The sequence below is a fragment of the Burkholderia sp. FW306-1C-G01B genome (genome assembly GCF_058781685.1).
Genome location: NZ_JBYSWZ010000001.1, coordinates 451,957 through 472,204, shown reverse-complemented (window position 1 = coordinate 472,204; position 20,248 = coordinate 451,957). Strand labels below are relative to the sequence as shown.

Sequence of the window (20,248 nt, the reverse complement as noted above, 5' to 3'; positions counted from 1 at the left end):
CGTTGACAAAGTCACTCAGGGGAATCGTCGCGAGCATGGCGAATTTTTGTCGGACGATTCCCCGCTTTTTATGCGCGATCGTGTGGCCGGTGGCGATCGCGACGCGATAACGGAAATTACATCGGCCTGTCTGCCGATTACCAAAAACTGTCATTGAGCGCCGCTAAGCTTTCGCCACCCTCACAACCGGGATTCCCCGCCATGCGCTCGACAATCCGCCTGTTTGCCCCGTTATTGCTTCTGCCCACGCTCGCTGCGCCGGCGATCGCCGCCACCGCCGCGCCCGTCAGCCCGAACTGCGGCGGCAGCGCGACGCCGATCGCCGATATCCAGGGGCCGGGCGCGCCGTCGCCGCTCGCCGGCCAGAACGTGTCGATCGAAGCCGTCGTCACTGCCGATTTCGGCGGGACGGACGGTTTCGGCGGCTTCTTCGTCCAGCAGGCCGACGCGCAGCGCCGCAACCAGCCGGGCGTGTCCGAAGGCCTGTTCGTCTATGCGCCGAAAGTGCGCGCGAAGGCCGGCGATCTCGTGCACGTGACAGGCAAGGTCGAGGAGAAATACGGGCAGACGCAGCTCACGCAGTCGGGTGCGATCGCGGTGTGCGCGAACGGCCAGACCGTCACGCCCGCGACGCTCGCGCTGCCGGTCGACAGCCCGAACGCGTTCGCCGCCTATGAAGGGATGCTCGTGCGCCTGCCGCAGACGCTGAACGTCACCGACAACTACGAGCTCGGCCGTTACGGCAGCGTGTTGCTCAGCAACGGCCGCCTGCGCACGCCGACGAGCGTCGTGCCGCCCGCCCAGGCGCAGACGCAGATCGATGCGAACGCACGCAACCGGCTGGTCCTCGACGACGGCTCGAACAAGCAGAACCCCGCGACCGTGCCGTATCCGGCGCCGGGCCTGTCGGCCGCGAACACGCTGCGCGCAGGCTACACCGTGCGCGACGTCGAAGGCGTGCTCGAAGTGCGTTACGGCGCGTGGCGCGTGCAGCCGCTGCCCGGCGCGGCCGTGCCGGCATTCGACGCGCGCACGAACCCGCGCACCAACGCGCCCGCGCGCGATCCGAAATCGAACCTGCGCGTCGCATCGTTCAACGTCCTCAACTACTTCAACGGCAACGGTCTCGGCGGCGGCTTCGACGATCCGAACAACCGCGGCGCGAAGAACTACCAGGAATTCCAGCGCCAGGAAGCGAAGATCGTCAGCGCGCTGAAGGCGCTCGACGCCGACGTGATCGGCCTGATGGAAATCCAGAACAACGGCTACGGCGAACTGAGCGCGGTGCGCCAGCTTGCGGCGAAGCTCGGCAACAACTGGCGCGTCGTCGATCCGGGCACGTCGCGCCTCGGCGGCGATGCGATCGCGGTCGCGATGATCTACGACGGCCGCAAGGTCGAACCGGTCGGCCGCGCGGCCACGCTCGCGATCGACGACAAGAACCGCCAGCCGCTCGCGCAGTCGTTCCGCCGCATCGGCGGCAAGCAGGCGTTGACGATCGCGGTGAACCACCTGAAGTCGAAGAATTGCCCGGACGCCGCGAACGACGATCTCGACCAGGGCGACGGCCAGGGCTGCTGGAACCCGACGCGCACGCGTGCGGCGGCGAAGGTTGCCGACTGGCTCGCCGGTACGCCGACGGGTGTCGCGGGCCAGGGCGTGCTGCTGATCGGCGACTTCAACAGCTACACGCATGAAGACCCGATCCGCACGCTCGAATCGCGCGGCTACCGCAACCTCGTCGCGCGCTGGATCGGCGCGAATGCGTACAGCTATGTGTACAACGGCGAAGCCGGCTATCTCGATCACGCGCTCGCGACGCTGCCGCTTGCATCGCACGTGAAGGCCGTGCACGAATGGCACATCAACGCGGACGAGCCGCTCGCGCTGCAATACACGATGGCGTACAAGTCGGCCGAGCAGCAGAAGACGTACTACGCACCGGATGCATATCGTTCGTCGGATCACGATCCGGTGCTGATCGATATCGCGCTGCCGGGCGGCGGGCATTGATGGCGGGTTGAGTAATTGCGATGGACGACGTGCGGCACTGCCGCACGTCGTTGTGCAGGCGGCGGCGTGTGTGTCGCGCGCCGCTCGCACTGCGGAAAATCCGGCCGGATATCGGGTAAATAATTCCGTTGCGGCCGATGAGAATTAGCAAAATCGGTATTTTGTGGATGGCGAGGTATGCATAAGCCACCAGGATTAAATAACGGTAGCAGCGAATCGAATCATCGAATCATGTATGCATGCCGCTGTGCCGTCTTAATCGATTGAGAATAATAAAAATGAAAGAAAAATACTGTCGATCTGAGGGATTTTGAGGCACTGCATCAATACAGCAAAGGCTTTTGCGATGTGTACGAAAAGTAAAAATATTCGGCGAAGCGTTGCAGAGAAAGCGCACCTTTCACGAATAATCCAGATCTCTTTCAAAAGCCAGACACTGATCGGCCTTCGCATCATTGCATGATTTTTAATATCGGAATGATCTTTGACAACGCGGCGCAGCACCGCCTATTTTGTCGATGTCGTAAATTTCGGTAATCAGAAAAGAAGTCCAAACTGCAGGGGGCGGTTCAAGCACGATTCTCGCCGGCAGTTTGCTGTGTCTGTATCACGTTCAGTCTCTTGAAGCAGTCCGATCCCAACCGCCTTTTGCGCGAGTGGCGGGTGTTGCTGCGTGTCTCGCCGGCGAAGGCGGCCTTTGTGAAGCGGTATCCGAACCAAATCAAAGGGCAGAGATGAAACCAGACAGGAGCTGTACCGGCAGCCGCCATGGCCGCCATGGCCGCCGTGGCCGTCACGGCCGGTTGGCCGGGCTAGGTGCATTGACCGTCATGACACTGGCGCTCGCGGCGTGCGGCGGCGACGATTCGTCGTCCGTCGGCGCGTCGAGCCTCGCGCAGGCGACCGCCAGCCAGCAGGCCAGCGCGCAACAATCGGCCGGCAGCCAGACGCCGGCGGCCAACCAGCCTTACGTCGATCAGGTCGCGTATTCGATGAATGCGACCGACGGCCTCGCCGCCGCGCAGGTGTCCGAGAAAGCGGCGGTCATGCATTACCAGTGGAAGTCCGGCGGCACGACCATCAACTACACGACGACCACCGGCCACCTGACCGCGCAGGACGCGAACGGCAATGCGGAAGCGTCGATGTCGTATGTCGCGTACACCGCGCCGAGCACGAACGGCAAGCCGCGTCCCATCACGTTCGTGTACAACGGCGGCCCCGGCTCGTCGTCGATCTGGCTGCGCCTCGGCTCGTTCGCGCCGACCCGCGTCGCCACGCCCGATCCGCTGTTCGGCAGCAACTGGCCGAACTATCCGCTCGTCGACAACGCGGAAAGCCTGATCGACACCACCGATCTCGTGTTCATCGACCCGCCGGGAACCGGGCTGTCGGAAGCCGTGTTGCCGAACACCAACCAGAAGTACTGGGGTTCCGATGCGGACGTGAACATCATGCGCGACTTCATCCAGCGCTACCTGAACGTCAACGGCCGCGGCAGCTCGCCGATCTACCTGTACGGCGAATCGTACGGCACGCCGCGTACCGACATGCTGGCGCTCGCGCTCGAATCGGCCGGTGTGCACCTGACGGGCATCGTGCTGCAGTCGGCGATCCTGAACTACTTCGCGGATGCGGTGGAAGCGGTGGCGATCACGCAGTCGACGGAAGGGCTGCTGCTCGAAACCGATACGGTGGCCGGCTATCTACCCGGTTATGCGGCGGTCGCGGCGTACTTCAACCAGGTATCGCCGGCGCCGGTGAACCAGGCTTTGTACGCACTGCAGACGGAACTGTTCACGACGCTGATCTACAACCAGCTGCAGAAGTATTCGCAGTCGTGGGTGTTGAGCCAGCTCGGCATTCCGGATGCGCTCGGCACGCCGGTGTTCCCGAGCGATGCGACGCTCCAGCTGTGGTCGATCCCGTCGAGCCTGACGCAACAGGCGCTGCGCGGCTACTTCAACGCGAATCCGTTCGGCACGAGCCTGCTGCCCGGAACGACGGTCGGCCGCTATGACGGACGCGTATCGTTGCCGAACTCCGATCCGCGTCTGCAAACCGACGGCGACCCGTCCGACATCCTGATCTCGCAGCCGTTCACGAACGCGCTCGCGACGCAGATGCCGGACTACCTCGGCTACACCGCGCCGAATGCGACCTACCTGCCGCTGAACGACAACATCATCGGCGTATGGGACTTCTCGCACGACGGCCAGCCGATGCCCGACACGATCCCCGATCTGCTCGGTGCGCTGCAGCTCAACCCGAAGCTTCGCGTGCTCGCGGAGAATGGCTTCCACGATCTCGCGACGCCGTTCTTCAACACCGAGAAGCAACTCGCGCGGCTGCAGACGGTGAAGGGGCTGAACCCGAAGCTGCAGGTGAACTTCTTCCAGGGCGGTCACATGACTTACCTGGACGATGTCGCGCGTCCGCAGATGAAGCGGGACTTGGTGACGTTCTATCGCGGCAAGCGGATTCCGACGGCGCTGACGCTGCATACGCTGCCGCCGCCCTGGCCGGACGAGAACCCGCCCAGCGTGCCGACCGGCAGCGTCCCGGGCGCGACGGCCGCGACGACGCTGGCGGCGGCCCCTTGAGCGACGGACTCCTTGTCAAAGGAACCCTCTATTCATCCATTGAATGCGAGTGATCATGTCCCTAATCAAATTGATTCGGCGTACGTCTGCGTTGATCGTCCTCGGTGCCGCGCTGAGCAGCGCCTACGCATTGCCGCCGCAGGCGGTGGCGCCGGTGAAGCTGCCGCATGGCGGGCGCGGTGTCGACGGTCCGTTCTTTCCTGCCACGCGTGCGGCGCCGGTGTTGCCGTCGACCGGCGCGACGCTGCAGCAGCAGGCGCAGCGGCGCGTCGACGCGAGGCTCGGCGCCAATACGGTGCTGAGCAACGGCGCGGCCGTGACGAAGGCGCAGGCGCAGAGCAGCGGGCTCGGTTTCGTGTCGAAGCACTTCGACGAGATCGATGCGAAGCACACGGGCCGCGTGACGATGAGCGATGTACGGCAGTTCATCCAGCAGCGGCAGGTGCAGGCGCAGCAGGAACAGCAGGACGAGTGACGTAGCGGGCAGGGCGGCGGCCGGTGCGAGGTCGGCACCGGCCGCCGAACCGCGCCACGCGCTCAGGTTGCGTGGCGCGCGTAGCGCCTGGCCGTGGCCGATGGCAACTCGCCGAACATCGCGCGATAGTCTTGCGCGAAACTGCTCAGGTGCCAGAAGCCCCATTTGGTTGCGGCAGACGTCACGGATTCGCCGAGCCGAAGTTCGCGGCGTGCGTGATTCAGTCGAACGGCCCGCAGATACGCAATGGGATTCAGGTTGAGTGCGTCGTGGAACGCATACTGCGCGGTGCGCCGGCTGATGCCGAGTTGCACGCACAGTTCGGCGATCGACAGCGGGCAGGTCGATGCGTCCTGAAGCCGCTCCTGCACGGCGTTGACCAGCGACCAGTACTTCGTCGGGCGCGCGGCCTGCGCGCCGGCCTCCGGCGCGGCCGCCGTCAATACTTCCGAGATCGCGTACAGGACGGTGCGCTCCAGCAGTTCGATCCGGTCCTGCGTCGTCACGTCTTCGACGGAGGTGCTTTTCGCCGCGGCGGCCAGCGTCCGGCGCAGCAGATCGCGAAGATTGTCCGCGACGTGGGTCGGCATCGGGATCAGCGGTGCGAGCGTGCGCGCGCGCAGGGATGCGGCGACCGTGCGCATCGCCGGCGTCGACAACTTGTCGGGCTCGATTTCGACATTCACGAGCACGTGCCGGTCGGGCGAGTAGAACTCGAATTCAGGCAGGCTCGAGAACACGTGCAGGCTGTCGCGCCCGCTCTTCTCGCCGCACATGCGCGCATGCCCTTCCAGTTCCAGCGGCACGGCCACGGCGATCCGGTCCGACGGCACCGCGCCCCGCTGCAGGATGACCTTGTCGAGATCCTCGACCAGCAGCTTGATGCCGCCCAGCGACACGATCGACGACGAGCCGTGAAACAGGCCGCCCGAGATCTGCGTGTAATTCAGGTTCCAGCCTTCGAACGACCGCGCCTGTTCCTCCACGTCGGTGAACGCGCAGAACGCGACCGTTCGCGCGAACAACGGGGCGCCAGAGAAATCGCTCGGGTGGGCAGACGGCGTCATCGGGGCGGGAAGGGGCGGGCCGGGTCGAATCATTGTAGCCGCTCGGCGAGCCGGTCAAAAAGCGCCGCCTCGTGGAAACCCTCGCTTGCCGAAATCCGATAGTGGAAAGCGTTTCGGTACCCTACCTTTGGCACGAATGCGACGCAGTTCACCGAGCGGTTCGGCGGGGCGTCCAACCGCCAACCGCCGCCCCGCCGACCCATGCCGACAACGCACCGCGGTGCCTATCTGGAGAGACGTTGATGGAACTTCCCCGTGGCGGATTCTGGAGAAACTGGGTCGGCAATCAGTCGTGCGTGGCCGCGCACCTGGCGTCGCCGGCCAGCGAGGCCGAGATCGCGGAACTGGTGCGCACCGCGACGCGCCAGGGCAAGCACGTCCGCTGCTCGGGGTCGGGGCACTCGTTCACGCCGGTCGTGGCGACGAGCGGCCTGCTGCTGTCGCTGCAAGACTACCAGGGCATCATCGATGTCGATGAAGCGCGCAAGCGCGTGACGGTGAAGGCCGGCACCAGGCTCAATGCGGTGACGCGTCACCTGAAGGACATCGGCCTGTCGCTCGTCAACCAGGGCGACATCGATTCGCAGGCGATTGCCGGCGCGTTCGCAACCGGCACGCACGGCACGGGGACGACGCTGAGCAACCTGTCGTCGCAGGTCGTCGGGATGCGCATCGTGCGTCCGGACGGCTCGATCATGGAAGTGAGCGACCGGAAGGACCTCGACCTGCTCCATGCGACTCAGGTGAATATCGGCATGTTCGGCGTGGTCTCGGAGATGACGCTGCAGGTGACCGATGCGTTCTGGCTGCACGACCGCGTCTGGCGCGAGGACTTCGAAGCGCTGATGGAGCAATACGACGACCTGGCGGCGAAGCATCGGCATTTCGGCTTCTTCTGGTGTCCGACGTCCGAAAGCCGCCACCTGTATTGCCTGCCCGACACCGCCAAGGTGTCGAATTCGAAGAAAGACTACGACGTGTGCGAGATCAAGGTGATGGATATCACCGCCGAGCGCACGTTCCATGAAGGCGAGCACGAGAAGATCGCATACAGCTCCGAGGTGTATGCGATCCATTACGTGCCGAACTTCCACGAACTCGAGTACGCGGTGCCCGCGCAACACGGAAAGGAAGCGCTGCGCCGCGTACGCGAGCTCATTCTCACGAAACACCGCGACTGCATTTTCCCGGTCGAGTATCGCTTCACGAAGGGCGATCCGGCGTGGATCAGCCCGTTCAACCATCAGGACAGCGTCACCATTTCATGCTCGGGCGGCCCGAACGGTGTCGACTACTGGCCGTTCCTGAAGGACGTCGACGACATCCTGCGCGACTACGACTCGCGTCCGCACTGGGGCAAGCTGCACTTCACGAACCGCGAGGACGTGGACCGCTGGTTCCCCAAGGCGGAAGCATTCCGCGCACTGCGCCGCAGCGTGGACCCCGAGGGCTACTTCCTCAACGATCATCTTCGGACGCTGTTCAGTTGAGCGTGCCGATCGAACCAGACAGGAGAACGAAGAATGAATGTCAAGATTGACGGCCGCCTGGCCGGCAAGGTCGCCATCGTGAGCGGCGGCGCCGGCGGGTGCGGCGGGGCTGCGTCCGAACTGTTCGCCGCACAGGGCGCGAAGGTTGCAATCGTCGACCGGGACGGCGACGCCGCCGAAGCGCTCGCGTCCAGGCTGCGCGATGCCGGCCTGCAGGCGATCGGCCTCGGCGCCGACGTGTCGAAACAGGCGGAGGTCCGGCAGGCCGTCAATGCGGCGCGGGAGCAGTACGGCAATGCGGACATCCTGTTCAATCACGCCGGGACGCTGATCGTCAAACCGTTCCTCGACATCGAGGAGTCGGAATGGGACTGGCTGATGGGCGTGAACGTCAAGAGCATGTTCCTGATGACGAAGGCGGTACTGCCGCAGATGCTCGAGAAGGGGCGGGGCAGCATCGTGTGTACGTCGTCGATTTCCGCGGTTTGCGCGACGCCGGGCGAAGTGCTCTACGACGCGACCAAGGGTGCGTGCCACATGTTCGCGCGGGCTATTGCCGTCGAGTATCGCGACCGCGGAATTCGGTGCAATGCGCTGGCGCCGGGGTTCATCCGCACGCCGCACGGGATGCGCGAACTCAGGGACCTGCAGGCGATGGGCGTCGACGCGACCGAAGCGGCGATCGCGATTCAGCAGGGCCGGCTGTGCGAGCCGTCGGAGGTCGCGGCGGCCGCGCTGTTCCTGGCGTCCGACGAGTCCAGTTTCGTCAACGGCACCCATCTGTTCGTCGACAACTGCTTTTCCGCCGTCTGATGCCGATGCTCGCAAGAAGCTGAAGGGCAGGCGCCGCGTCTGCATGGTCGGCGAACCGGGTCGAAGGTTCCGCAGCAATGCGAACCTTCGATTTTTTTGCGTCCGTGTCGCGCGGTGTGTTCTGGCGGATTGTCGCAATCCTTCTGGCCGCCGATGTCCTCGACAGCCCGGACGATGCTGAAACCCTCGAGCGCGTACGAGCTCAAGTGGCCGAGCCGACGCGACGTTTCCCCGTCTACGGCTGACGTTCGCGAGGTTCGACCGCCGCATTGCGGTTGACCTCGTCGTTCCACATCGATGTCGGAACAAGAAAACCGACTCGCGGCGTGACACCTGCGAGTCGGCGGCTTCAGTCTGTTTCAGAGGCGCTTCAAAGGCGCTTCAGACCGACGGATCGACGTTCGCCTCGAGTTCGCGGATGCGGTCGAGGTTTCGCGTGTCCTTCAGCACCGGCGGCCCCGCGAAGGTGTTGCGCACCCCGAAGCCGTACCAGATCACCATGAGCACCGCGACGAAGCCGACGAGCACGTAGAGCACCTTTTCATTCGGCGGCTGGATGCCGACATACGCAAGCACACAGGCGCCGACCAGCGCGAGCAACGCACACGGCTTCGACCAGATGCCGAGTTGGAACGGACCTTTTTCGGTCCACGTGCGGCCTTCGGCCAGCATCCCCGAGCCGATCGGCATCGCATACGAGATGAACAGGAACACCGCGCTACCGGCACTCAGCACCGAGAACGCATCGCCATACAACGTGACGACGATCGCGAGCACCGCACACGTCCAGATCGCGGGCCCGGGCGTCCGGTGCGCGTGATTCACGCTGCGCAGCAGCTTCGACGCCGGCAGCCCGCCGTCGCGCGCGAACGCATACACCATCCGCGACGTCGACATGATCGCGGCGAGCCCGCACACGTAGTTGATGAAGAACATCGCGAGTTCGAGACAGACGCGCAAGGTCTTCGGAATCGGCGCGAGTATCGCTTCGAAAAAGCCGGTGCCCTGTTTCATGCTGGCGGTCAGGTCGGGCATCACCAGCACGAACGCGCATACCATCACGTAGCCGAAGATCGCGGACCAGAACACCGACCCGATGATGCCGCGCGGCACGTTCTTTGCCGCATCGTGCGTCTCTTCCGACGTGTGCGCGGAAGCGTCGAACCCGGTGATGGTGTAGGTCACCAGCAGCAGGCCGGACAGGAACGCGAGCGGCGTGGCCTGCTTCGGCCACGCGCCGCCGTCGACTCCAGTGAAATTGGTGAAGGTGATCAGCCGGTGCGCATCGAACGCGACGGGCGAGTAGTAGAGCAGCGAAACGACCAGCGCAATCGTCACCACGAAAATCAGATAGCCCGACAGGTCGGTGATCCTGCTCGCGATCCGGATGCCGCGTGCGTTCAGGATCGCCTGCGAGAGCGTGATGAACGCGATGAACGCCGTTTGATGCCACCAGGTCAGGCTGTCCGGACTGACGCCGAACATCGGCGCGATCAACGTCTTGAAGAACGGATCGTAGGTGCCGAAGTTGATCGCGGCGATCACAAAGATGAGGCCGAGCAGGTTGAGCCACGCCGTCATCCACCCCCACTTCTTCCCGCCGAGGATCGCGCCCCAGTGATAGAGGCCGCCCGCCGTCGGGAACGCGGACGCGATCTGCGACATCGACACGGCGACGATCAGCGCGAAGAGCGAACCCAACGGCCAGCCCAGGCCGATCGATGCGCCGCCGGTGGCGGAAAACGCGAGCTGAAACGCGGTAATGCCGCCCGACAGGATGCAGATCACCGAAAACGACACGGCGAAGTTCGAGAAACCGCTCATACGTCTCGACAGTTCCTGCGCGTAGCCCATCTTGTGCAGGAGGCTTACGTCACTGTCGGTGCCTGAATCAGGCAAGAGTTTTGCGTCCATGTTCGCTCCGTCACGAATGTCCCGCGTGGCAGGACTGTCATCGCCGCCCGGGCCTCGTGCGACGGCCCGCTCCTGGAACTCGTCGGCGGCACGCGATGCCGCGGTTGAACGGCAATCGCGTTCCGGTCCGATGCGTGAACGGTATGAAACCAAATTTCCGGACAATATCGGATTTCGGCAACGTAGTGAAAATCCGGATGCGTGCACCGTTTGAGGGCGTGCCTGCCCGTTCTTTTCTCGTCCTGAATGTCGGACGAAGCACGGATGCCCCGCCTGTGTCGAAATGCGGTAGCGGCGGAACAAGCGGCCTCCCGGCGTGGCGTGATCGCAGCTCGATCGCTACGGACGCCGAAACCGTTGGCGGCCTATCCTGTCTGCCGCTTGTCGCGTCGCTGCCCGAAGCGCGCACGATAGTCGCGCGGCGACGTGCCGACCCGTTTCGCGAATGCACGCTGCAACGCGTCCACGCTGCCGAATCCCGAACGCTCCGCTATCCGTTCGAGTGGCCAGTCGGCGCGCTCCAGCAGCACCTTGGCGCGCTCGACCCGCGCCGCCAGCACGTATTGCGCGGGCGAGAGCCCGGTTTCCTTGAAGAAATTGCGCGCAAACGTCCGTTCGCTCATGTGCATGCGGGTGGCCAGCGCGGTTACGCCAAGATCGCCGGTCGGATCGTCGGCGATGTCGGCGAGCAGCGAGCGCATGCGCGGCGTCGCGCTTGCCTGGATGTCGAGCCCGACGCTGAACTGCGCTTGTCCGCCGGGACGGTGCATGAACAGCACGAGCTCGCGTGCGACCGCGAGCGCGGTCGGCGCACCGCAGTCCGCCTCGACGAGTGCTAGACACAGGTCGATGCCGGCCGTCACACCGGCCGAGGTATGGAACGGCGGGTCGCTCACGTAGATCGCGTCCGGCTCGACCCGTGCTTCAGGACAAAGCGCCTGTAGCGCCGAACATTGGTTCCAGTGCGTGGTCGCACGTTTGCCGTCCAGCCATCCGCCCGCGGCGAGCACGAACGCGCCCGTGCAGATGCTCGCGATTCGCCGCGTGTCCGCGATCCGCGTGCGCAGCCACGGCAGCACGCCGGCATCCGATGCAGCGCGTCGCAGCGCCGCTTCGTTGCCGCCGGCGACGATGATCGTGTCGATACGCGCGGGCAGCGCCGCAAGTGCGGTCGCACCGGCCAGGCGCAGGCCCGCGTGCGTGACGATGTCGTCCCCGTCTTGCGATGCGAGCGTGAGCCGGTACGGCACGGCATGGCCGGGAAGGTGACGGTTCGCGACCGCGAACACTTCCATCGGGCCCGTGATGTCGAGCGACTGGACGCCCTCGAAGCCGACGACAACGATGTCGCGTGCCGAACAGGTTGACTGGGACATGGCAGAAAGTGCGGTGGAGTTGTCCTTGTGACCGCGAGCATGATCCTTGTAATTTCCCGGACGTGCAATCGATTGACGCGGGTGGACGATGCGGGAACGGAAGACAAGCTGGGCGGCGCGCCCGACGGCGATGCTGCTCGTGTGCGGGATGCTTGGTGCGTGGGCGTTGGGGCGGCCGATGAAGACGATGGCGGAAGACACGCTGCCGGTCGTACAAACACTGACGATGAGCGTACCGAAAGAGGGCCGCAGGCGGCCTCTCGTTGCGGTCGTCGCGGACAACGCCGGAACGGAGACGACCGATTTCATCGTGCCTTACGCGATTCTGAAGACATCCGGTGCGGCCGATGTCGTTGCCGTGTCGGCCGACGAAGGCGCCGTCGAACTGATGCCCGCGCTGCGCGTGCTGGCCGATACCACGTTCGACCTGTTCGACGCCACCGTCCCGTCGGGGGCGGATGTCGTGATCGTGCCCGCGCTGCATCGTGCCGACCGGCCGGCGGTGCTGGCGTGGCTGCGCAGGCAGGCCGCCGCCGGCGCGACGATGGTGGCGATCTGCGACGGCGCAGAGGTTCTCGCGAACGCCGGCCTGCTGCGGCATCGCACCGCGACGTCTCACTGGTATTCGCGTGACCGCCTGCGTCGCCGTTTCGCCGATACGATGTGGGTCGACGATCGTCGTTATGTGATGGACGGCAACGTAATGACGACGACCGGCGTGTCGGCGTCGATTCCCGCTTCGCTCGCATTGGTGAGTGCGCTGCTCGGGCCGGCAGCGGCGCGCGAGACTGCGCGGAGCGTCGGCGCGCAAGCATGGAGCGATGTTCACGACGGTAGCCGGTTCGTGTTGACCGCGCGTGCGGTGACGACCGCGCTGATGGACCGCATTGCGTTCTGGCGGCATGAGACGTTCGATCTTCCGGTCGGGAACGGGTTTGACGAACTTTCGGTTGCGTTGACCGCCGACGCCTGGGCGCGGACATGGCGCAGCGATGTTGTCGCGACGGCGGATGCGCGCGTGATCGAGTCGAAGCACGGGCTGCGGTTGCTGACGCAGCCGGCAAATGTCCGGCACGAGCGCGTGACGATTCCGGACGGTCGGCGTGGCGAAGCGGTGCTTCCCGGCGTCCTCGCGGACATCGCGGCACGCTACGGCGACGCGACGTCAGGCTGGGTCGCGCTGCAACTGGAGTATCCGAGGTAGCTGCTGCAGCGTGCGGTGCCGGGCGCGCGCTGAACGGGCGGAATTCGTGCATCGCCCGCCGCAAACAACGCCTCCCGGCCGAGGAAGGCCCCGCGCGGAATGATCTCCCGGTCGATGAGCCCGGCCTTCGCGGGCGGAAACTCGCGCAGAGCGTGCCGCGCGCCTTCCGTCGAATCGCGCGCCGCAACGATCGCTCGCCCGAGCACCACGCGCCGAGCTCAAGGCGCGATCACGGTCATCCTGAACGGCCCGCCGTTTGCCGCCGCATGCGCGACCGCGTCGTTCGCATCGTCGAGCGCGAAGACCGTCACATCGAAATGCCCGAGATCGAGCAGCCCGCCGCGGATAAGTCCCGTCATCAACGTCACGGCTTCCGTCGGGCACATCCACTTGCCGCGCAGCGTGATGTCGTTACGCATGAGCCACGGATACGGCAGCTCGAGCCCCGCACCGCCGAGCATGCCGACGCCACCCATCAGCACTACGCGCCCATACGGGCGCACCGCCATTACCGCGGCACGCACCGTCGTCGCAGGCACCGACGGCGGCATCAGGTCGATCACGCAGTCGATCGGCCCCGGCGCCGCCTGCTGCATGCGGGCGCGATCCGTGGCTTCGTCGCCGGTCAGCGCGACGGTGCGCACGCGTTCGCCGAAGCGGCGTTCGAGATCCGCGAGCGCGCGCGCATTGCGGCCGGGCGCGACGACGCACCGTGCGCCCATCGCCAGCGCGACCGCGATGCCTGCGCTGCCGAAGTTGCCGGTCGCGCCGCTGACGAGCAGGATCTCGCCCGCCCGCAGATCGGACGCGAGCAGCCCGCCATACGGCACGAGCAACGTAATGAGTGCGCACCAGCGCGCGGCGTCGGCCCGCGGGATGTCGCCGATGCGTACCGCGTTCTCGGTCGGCACCCGCAGTCGTTCGGCGAACGGGCCGTCGTGAAAATGGCGCTGCAATTGCTTGCCGCCTTCGCCGCGCGCGCTCCAGCCCTGCAGCACGATGTCGGGCATCAGCGCATCGTCGCGCGAGCGCACGGTCGGATCGCAGAACACCCAGTCGCCCGGCTGCAACTTCGTCGCGTCGGGGCCGGTTTGCCGGACACGGCCGATTGCGCCGCAGCCGGGCACGATCGGCAGTTCGATCGGATACCGGCGCTCGCCGCTGAACACTTCGTGCGCATAGGGCAGCACCGGCGTCGCGACGACATCCACGATGACCTCGCCGGTGCCGAGCACGGGGTCCGGCATCGTTTCGATTGCGAGCGGCATGCCGAGCGACTTCAGAATCGCAGCTTTCATGACTGTTCCAGAGGGTTGGGGGACGCGCCGATTCTGGCAGGCTTAGAATTCGCAACAAGGCCTGGCACGAGCCCAGGATTGCCCGATACCACCCTGCACGGAGCGAACCCGATGACCGCCACCACGCGAACCCCGTTCGGCGATTTTCTGCGCTCGCGGCGCAAGAAGCTGCGGCCGGATGCCGTCGGCCTGCACGACGGCCCGCGCCGGCGCACGCCCGGCCTGCGGCGCGAGGAAGTCGCGGAACTGGCGGGCATCGGCGTCGACTGGTATGTGCGGCTCGAGCAGGGGCGCGACGTCAGCCCGTCGGATGCGACGCTCGACGCTCTGGCACGCGCGCTGCGGCTGGACAAGGCCGAGGCAGCCCATCTGCGCGCGCTCGCGCGGCGCGACACGTCGCGTGCGTTCGTGCCGGAGAGCGTGCCGCCCGTCATCGCGCGGCTCGTCGCGAATCTTCACCTGCCTGCGTACGTGACCGGGCGGCGCTGGGACATCCTCGCGTGGAATGCCGCAGCGGCCGACCTGCTCGGCGTCGATCGGCTCGCGGAAGCCGATCGCAACATCCTGGTCTACATGTTCGTCGAGCCGCACGCGCGCCGGCTCTTCGCCGAGCGTTGGGCCGACGAAGCGCACCGGATGATCGCGCTGTTTCGCACGAACCATGATCTCCATGCGAACGATCCGGCGTTCATTGCGCTGGTGGAGCGCCTGCGCGCGAGCAGCGACGAGTTTGCGCAATGGTGGGGCGCGCATGATGTGCGCAGCGGGGCGTCGGGCCAGAAGGTGCTCGTGCATGCGCAACGCGGCAAGCAGCGTTATGAATACGCGACGTTCCAGGCGAACGACGATCCCGCGTTGAAGCTGGCGATTTATACGCCGGTGAGTGGCGATGGGGGCGTCGGCGAATAGGGGCGCGCGAGCGACAGGATTGCCGGCGGGTCATGCAACGGCGGTCGTCTGCCGGGAGGCCGAGGCTTGATGGGTTGCGCTGCATCACCACCCGGCGGTGTATCAACGCATCGGCATCCTTTGCGTGCGAAGGCGGGTGGTGCGGCGTGCTCGGGCAGTGTTCCGCGTCAGGCCGTACGCCGGCTCGACAAACGGTTCCACAGCATGCCGGAGCGGCTCCCGCTTCGACAATACGCGAGCACCGGCTTTTGCAGCGAATCGACCAACGCACCGAACGCATCGACTTCCGCGTCGCCGATGCGATCGCGCTCGACGGGCAGGTAGCGCGCTTCGAGGCCCAGTTCGCGGGCTGCGGCTGCGATCTCGTCGAACGCAGGCTGATCGTCGCCTTCGCCGTCCGGACGGTTGCAGATGACCGAGCGGAAACCTGCATTCCGGATCGCTTTCAGGTCGGCCGGCGTGATCTGCCGCGAAGCGGAAAACCCGTTCGACGCCGTCGCGCGGCATTGTTCGATCGCTTTCCGGAAACAGGCGATCGCGAAATCGACGTCCTGCTCCGTCGTAAAGCGACCGAAGCTCACGCGCACGGTGCGGCCGGCAGTCTCCGCGTCGAGGCCGATTGCGGTCAGCACGTGGGACGGTGCGCCGCTGGTCGAGTTGCATGCGGATGTAGACGACACGGCGAGCGCTTCGCCGAGCATGAACGGGAAAAAGCCGGGTGCGTTTACCGTCAGGCTCAGCGTGTGCGGGATGCGGCGCGCGGCAGCGGCGTTCTGCGTGACGTCGCCGAGCGCGAGCAGCGCATCCGTCAGCCGTGCGCCGAGCGCCGCGATCCGCGTGGCTTCGCCGCCGAGTTTTTCAGCGGCCAGTTCGCATGCGACGCCCATGCCGACGATCTGATGCGTCGCAAGCGTGCCCGAGCGCAACCCGCGCTCGTGTCCGCCGCCATGAATTTGCGGAGCGATCCGGTCCGCGATGTCGCGGCGCACGAACAGCGCGCCGATGCCCTTGGGGCCGTACACCTTGTGGGCCGACATCGACATCATGTCGATGCCGAGCGCACGCACGTCGATCGGGGTCTTGCCGAGCGCTTGCGCGGCGTCGACGTGCAGCAGCGCGCCCGCGGCGTGCACGATGCGCGCGATCGCGGCGATGTCGGTCAGCGTGCCGATCTCGTTGTTCACGAGCATCAGCGACACGAGGCCGGTATCGGGGCCGATCGCCGCGGCGACCGCGTCGGCGGTGATTTCGCCGTCGCGCGTGGGCGTCAGGAAGGTGACCGACATCCCGCGCTTCGACAGGTTCGCCATCGTGTCGAGAATGGCCTTGTGCTCGAGGCGGCTCGTAATCAGGTGGCGTCTGTCGCTCGCGGTTTCCGCATAGCCCTTCAGCGCGAGGTTGTTCGATTCGGTGGCACCCGACGTCCAGACGATCTCGTCGGCATCCGCGCCGATCAGCGCGGCGACTTGCGCGCGTGCGCGCTCGACCTGCTCCCGCGCCAGCCGGCCGGCGGCATGCGAACTCGACGCGGGATTGCCGAAGATGCCGTCGAAGCCGAGACAGGCCGTCATCGCTTCGATCACGCGCGGATCCGCGGGCGTCGTTGCCGCGTAGTCGAGGTAATGCAGCGTGGTGGTATCGCTCATGTCCTTCTCTTGGTCTTTCTCTTTCGGAATGGAAGAGATGATACGGGGGACAGGAGGGAAAAAGAATCCAAAATTGCTTGGGAAACCCGCTCGATATGGAATAACGTTTTCCTCCGAGGTGGAATGGGGGAATTGATTTCTTGATGGCCCGGGCCAGGCCGCTCGCGGCTGCCTCGATGTCTATGAGGGATTCCCCCGTGTCGCACGCGTCAGCGCCATTCCAGCGTTGCGGCGATTCGCCCGATGCTTCCCCGCAGACACTTCCCGCCCCCTTGCGTCCGATTATTTGCATTTCGCGAATGGCGCGTTCGCCGGTTGTTCCATACCCGATCCGCGGCCGTGCACCTATCGTGGTGGCGTCGGCTGGCTGGATTCGATGCGTCGAACCGGAAAGGCAGCCGGCACTTCGTCGCGATTCACGTCGCACACCACACAAAAAACATCGGACCTGGCTCATGCGCAGGCGCTGCGGCGCGCGCAGGCGAACCAACGTCCTCGGAGACGGAAATGAAAGCAAACGAGTGGGATACCTCCTATGAGTGGAAGGCGGTAACGCTGCTGGCGCTCGGCTTCGGGCTGGTCGGCCTCGACCGCTGGCTCATCGCGCCGCTGTTCCCTTCGATCATGAAGGACCTCAACCTGACCGCTCAGGACGTCGGCAACTGCATCGGCGTGCTCGGCCTGTCGTGGGGCGTCTTCGCGGCGCTGATGGGCGGCATCTCGGACAAGGTCGGCCGCAGGAAGGTGCTCATTCCGGCCATCATCGCGTTCTCGCTGCTGTCGGGCTTTTCGGGGCTCGCGGGCGGCCTGCTCGGGCTGATGGCGATTCGCGGGCTGATGGGCGTCGCGGAGGGCTCGTTCTGCCCGACGAGCTTCGCGGCGACGGCCGACGCATCGCATCCGCGGCGGCGCGGCCTGAACCTCGGCCTGCAGCAAAGCGGCTTCGCGCTGTTCGGCCTGGCGCTGTCGCCGATCATCGCCACGCAGCTGCTCGGCTTCGTGTCGTGGCGCTGGGTGTTTGCGCTGGTGGCGATTCCCGGCCTGATCCTCGGCGCGATCATGTTCTTCGTCATCCGCGAGCCGAAGGTCGTGAAGGCGGTCGCGTCGGAACACGCGCCGGCTTCGCTCGGCCACGTGCTCAAGAGCCGCAACATCCTCGTCGCGATGGCCGCACTGTGCTGCGCGATGACCGGCGTCTTCGTGCTCGGCGCGCTGCTGCCGCTGTACCTGACGGATTACCTGTCGCTCGGCACGCAGAAGATGGGCCTCGTGGTGTCGGCGATCGGCTTCGGCGGCTTTCTCGGGCAGTTCGGTTTGCCCGGCCTCTCCGACCTGGTCGGGCGCCGCCTCGCGAGTATCGTCGGCTTCGCGGGAACGGCCGTGATGCTCTATATCTTCCGCGGCCTCGGCCCGCAGCCGCTCGCGTTGTTCGGCGTCCTGTTCGTCGCGTCGTTCTTCACGCTCGGGCTGGTGTCGCTGCTGTCCGGCCCGGTCGCGACCGAGGCTGCGCCTGTCGGTCTCGTGTCGACGTCGATCGGCGTGGTGGTCGGCGTCGGCGAGATTTTCGGTGGCGGCATCGCGCCGGCGATGGGCGGCTACGTCGCCGCACACTTCGGCATCCAGAACATTCTGTGGTTGCCGATGTGCGCGGTCATGCTGGGCATCGTGGTCAGCATGCTGTTGAAGGAAACCGCGCCCGCCGTGCTGCAGCGTCGCGTGGTCGTTCAACCGGAGCTGGCAGCCGGAAAGCAGCCGAGGTAATGCCTGAGCCGGCGCGCTCCGCGATTGACATCGATTCGGCGACACAGTGACGCTTTTCGCATGACACAGCCCGTTGCCCGGTGCGGGTAGACTGCCGGTTTCGCTGTCGAAAAAAGGGCGCGGTATGGACCGGTTCCTGAGCATCGAGGCATTCGTAAGGGTCGCGGAGGCGAGCAGCTTCGCCGAGGCCGCGCGGCAGCTTGGTGTGACGAGTTCGGTCGTGACGAACCGCATCCAGCAACTGGAGAAGTTCGTCAATGCGCCGCTGTTCCATCGCAGCACGCGCCACGTGCGCCTGTCCGAAGTGGGCGAGGCGTTCTATCGCGAGTGCGCGGAGGTGGTGGGGCGCGTCAACGAGTTGACGGACCAGATGCGCGAGCTTCGCGCCACGCCGACCGGGCGGCTGCGCATCCAGATGCTGCCCGGGTTCGCGCTCGATCACTTCGGCGCGCCGCTGGTCGAATTCAATCGACGCTACCCGGGCATCCAGCTCGACGTTATCGTCAATGATCGCGTCGTCGACCCCGTCGAAGAAGGGTTCGACATCGCGTTCCAGATCTTTCCGCCGATTTCCGAATCGCTGATCGAGCGGCGGCTGTTCACGGTCAGGCGTCTCTTCTGCGCGTCGCCCGCTTACCTCGAAGCGCATGGTGCGCCACAACATCCGCGCGATTTGCTGCAGCACACCACCGCGCTGTATTCGGGTTATCCGTCGCGCAATCGCTGGACGATGACGCGCGACGACGAGGTCGTCGAAATGGAGCTGCCGGGCATGATTCGCTCGAACTCCGTTCACCTGCTGCGCGAGTGCGCGCTGACAGGCGGCGGCGTCGTCTGCCTGCCGACGCTCGTGGCAAGCGACGCGCTCGTCGCGGGCCGGCTGGTGCCGATCCTGACCGACTACCAGCTCGCGCCGCTGAGCTTTGCCGCCGTCTATCCCGCAACGCAGCGACAGGCGTTGAAGGTGAAGGCGCTGGTCGAATTCCTCGCCGAATACATCGGCGACGAGCCCCCATGGGATCTTCCGCTTCTGGAGCGTGGCTGGGTGCGGTGACCCGCGCGATTATTCGCGAAACGCAAATGCCGTAATCGCCATCCGTTGCCTTGTTGCCGCTGTCTCTTGCCCCTAGAGTTGAATCCAACAAGCAGTTCAACTCAGGAGACAGCAATGACCGACGCGGCATTCCACACCGTCTTTGGCTCGCTCGACAGCTACAGGAAGGGCGAGATCGAAATCACCAGCGGCAGCGCCCAGCACTACGCCTTCTCGAACGTCTTCGAGGTGGCATCGAAGTCGGCCCCTTACGAAAAGGTCGTCGCCGGCAAGAATCTCGAATACGTGATCGAAGTGTTGAGGACCGAGGGCCAGTCGCCCTGGTTCGCGTGCGCCCATGACGAGTTCACGATCCAGATGGACGGCGAAGTCCGGATCGAATTCATCAAGCTCGACATGCCGCCGACCTCGGGCCGCGGCACCGTCAGCGCCGGCGCACAACCGGCCGGCCGCAAGATGGGGTACGTCGTCCTGCGCAAGGGGCATCAAGCGCTGCTGCCGGCCGGCTGTGCGTATCGCTTCGTCGCCGGCAAGCCGGGCGTCGCGCTCGTACAGACCGTGCTCGGCGAGCTGTCCGTCGAGAAGTGGGCCGATATCTGCCTGCACTGACCGTTCCGACCGCACA

Annotated in this window: 16 protein-coding genes; 11 read left to right on the top strand and 5 right to left on the bottom strand. The window is 65.6% G+C overall.

What is annotated here, in order from left to right; translation table 11 throughout:
- The first annotated feature begins 201 nt into the window (after positions 1–201).
- From AC3WLY_RS02090 to AC3WLY_RS02080, 3 genes are all read left to right on the top strand, one after another.
- Positions 202–2,013, top strand: coding sequence for an ExeM/NucH family extracellular endonuclease (locus AC3WLY_RS02090; RefSeq protein WP_492310156.1), 1,812 nt, complete (start codon positions 202–204; stop codon positions 2,011–2,013).
- A 734-nt stretch (positions 2,014–2,747) separates the two neighbouring features.
- Positions 2,748–4,616 carry a S10 family serine carboxypeptidase-like protein gene (locus AC3WLY_RS02085; RefSeq protein ID WP_492310155.1) on the top strand — a complete coding sequence of 623 codons (1,869 nt, stop codon included), beginning with the start codon at positions 2,748–2,750 and terminating at the stop codon, positions 4,614–4,616.
- 55 nt (positions 4,617–4,671) lie between these two features.
- Positions 4,672–5,091 carry a 2-oxoglutarate dehydrogenase gene (locus tag AC3WLY_RS02080; RefSeq protein ID WP_492332637.1) on the top strand — a complete coding sequence of 140 codons (420 nt, stop codon included), beginning with the start codon at positions 4,672–4,674 and terminating at the stop codon, positions 5,089–5,091.
- Between the two features lie 62 nt (positions 5,092–5,153).
- Here AC3WLY_RS02080 and AC3WLY_RS02075 read toward each other — a convergent pair whose 3' ends face one another.
- Positions 5,154–6,116 (bottom strand): helix-turn-helix domain-containing protein, encoded by a 963-nt coding sequence (locus AC3WLY_RS02075; protein ID WP_244137283.1) that lies wholly within the window; start codon positions 6,114–6,116, stop codon positions 5,154–5,156.
- A 284-nt stretch (positions 6,117–6,400) separates the two neighbouring features.
- On the opposite strand from AC3WLY_RS02075, the gene AC3WLY_RS02070 reads away from it, so the two are divergent.
- The 3 genes from AC3WLY_RS02070 (at position 6,401) to AC3WLY_RS02060 (ending at position 8,706) form a co-directional block, all read left to right on the top strand.
- Positions 6,401–7,648: a D-arabinono-1,4-lactone oxidase gene (locus AC3WLY_RS02070; RefSeq protein WP_492309612.1), complete on the top strand. Its 1,248-nt coding sequence runs from the start codon at positions 6,401–6,403 to the stop codon at positions 7,646–7,648.
- A gap of 33 nt (positions 7,649–7,681) precedes the next feature.
- Positions 7,682–8,461, top strand: a complete 780-nt coding sequence (locus AC3WLY_RS02065; protein ID WP_492309611.1) for an SDR family NAD(P)-dependent oxidoreductase — start codon at positions 7,682–7,684, stop codon at positions 8,459–8,461.
- Between the two features lie 77 nt (positions 8,462–8,538).
- Positions 8,539–8,706 carry a hypothetical protein gene (locus AC3WLY_RS02060; RefSeq protein ID WP_175960241.1) on the top strand — a complete coding sequence of 56 codons (168 nt, stop codon included), beginning with the start codon at positions 8,539–8,541 and terminating at the stop codon, positions 8,704–8,706.
- Between the two features lie 136 nt (positions 8,707–8,842).
- On the opposite strand, the gene AC3WLY_RS02055 is transcribed toward AC3WLY_RS02060, so the two are convergent.
- Positions 8,843–10,375: an amino acid permease gene (locus AC3WLY_RS02055; protein WP_492309610.1), complete on the bottom strand. Its 1,533-nt coding sequence runs from the start codon at positions 10,373–10,375 to the stop codon at positions 8,843–8,845.
- A 365-nt stretch (positions 10,376–10,740) separates the two neighbouring features.
- Complete coding sequence (locus tag AC3WLY_RS02050) at positions 10,741–11,751, bottom strand: GlxA family transcriptional regulator (RefSeq protein WP_492309609.1); 1,011 nt, start codon at positions 11,749–11,751, stop codon at positions 10,741–10,743.
- An 88-nt stretch (positions 11,752–11,839) separates the two neighbouring features.
- On the opposite strand from AC3WLY_RS02050, the gene AC3WLY_RS02045 reads away from it, so the two are divergent.
- A complete protein-coding gene (locus AC3WLY_RS02045) occupies positions 11,840–12,955 on the top strand; it encodes a DJ-1/PfpI family protein (RefSeq protein WP_492309608.1) in 1,116 nt (371 codons plus the stop codon).
- Positions 12,956–13,173: 218 nt separating this feature from the next.
- Here AC3WLY_RS02045 and AC3WLY_RS02040 read toward each other — a convergent pair whose 3' ends face one another.
- Positions 13,174–14,253 (bottom strand): alcohol dehydrogenase catalytic domain-containing protein, encoded by a 1,080-nt coding sequence (locus tag AC3WLY_RS02040; RefSeq protein ID WP_492309607.1) that lies wholly within the window; start codon positions 14,251–14,253, stop codon positions 13,174–13,176.
- A gap of 111 nt (positions 14,254–14,364) precedes the next feature.
- Here AC3WLY_RS02040 and AC3WLY_RS02035 point away from each other — a divergent pair, with 111 nt between their 5' ends.
- Positions 14,365–15,162, top strand: a complete 798-nt coding sequence (locus AC3WLY_RS02035; protein ID WP_492309606.1) for a helix-turn-helix transcriptional regulator — start codon at positions 14,365–14,367, stop codon at positions 15,160–15,162.
- Between the two features lie 167 nt (positions 15,163–15,329).
- Here AC3WLY_RS02035 and AC3WLY_RS02030 read toward each other — a convergent pair whose 3' ends face one another.
- The gene (locus AC3WLY_RS02030) at positions 15,330–16,808 is read right to left on the bottom strand and encodes an aminotransferase class V-fold PLP-dependent enzyme (RefSeq protein WP_492309605.1); all 1,479 of its coding nucleotides are present in this window, start codon (positions 16,806–16,808) and stop codon (positions 15,330–15,332) included.
- 507 nt (positions 16,809–17,315) lie between these two features.
- Between AC3WLY_RS02030 and AC3WLY_RS02025 the strand changes: the two genes are divergently transcribed.
- The 3 genes from AC3WLY_RS02025 (at position 17,316) to AC3WLY_RS02015 (ending at position 20,232) form a co-directional block, all read left to right on the top strand.
- Positions 17,316–18,569, top strand: a complete 1,254-nt coding sequence (locus tag AC3WLY_RS02025; protein WP_492309604.1) for an MFS transporter — start codon at positions 17,316–17,318, stop codon at positions 18,567–18,569.
- A gap of 124 nt (positions 18,570–18,693) precedes the next feature.
- A complete protein-coding gene (locus AC3WLY_RS02020) occupies positions 18,694–19,623 on the top strand; it encodes a LysR family transcriptional regulator (RefSeq protein WP_072438373.1) in 930 nt (309 codons plus the stop codon).
- A gap of 114 nt (positions 19,624–19,737) precedes the next feature.
- On the top strand, positions 19,738–20,232 hold the full coding sequence (locus tag AC3WLY_RS02015) for a cupin domain-containing protein (protein WP_425130466.1): 495 nt from the start codon (positions 19,738–19,740) through the stop codon (positions 20,230–20,232).
- The last annotated feature ends 16 nt before the right edge of the window (positions 20,233–20,248 follow it).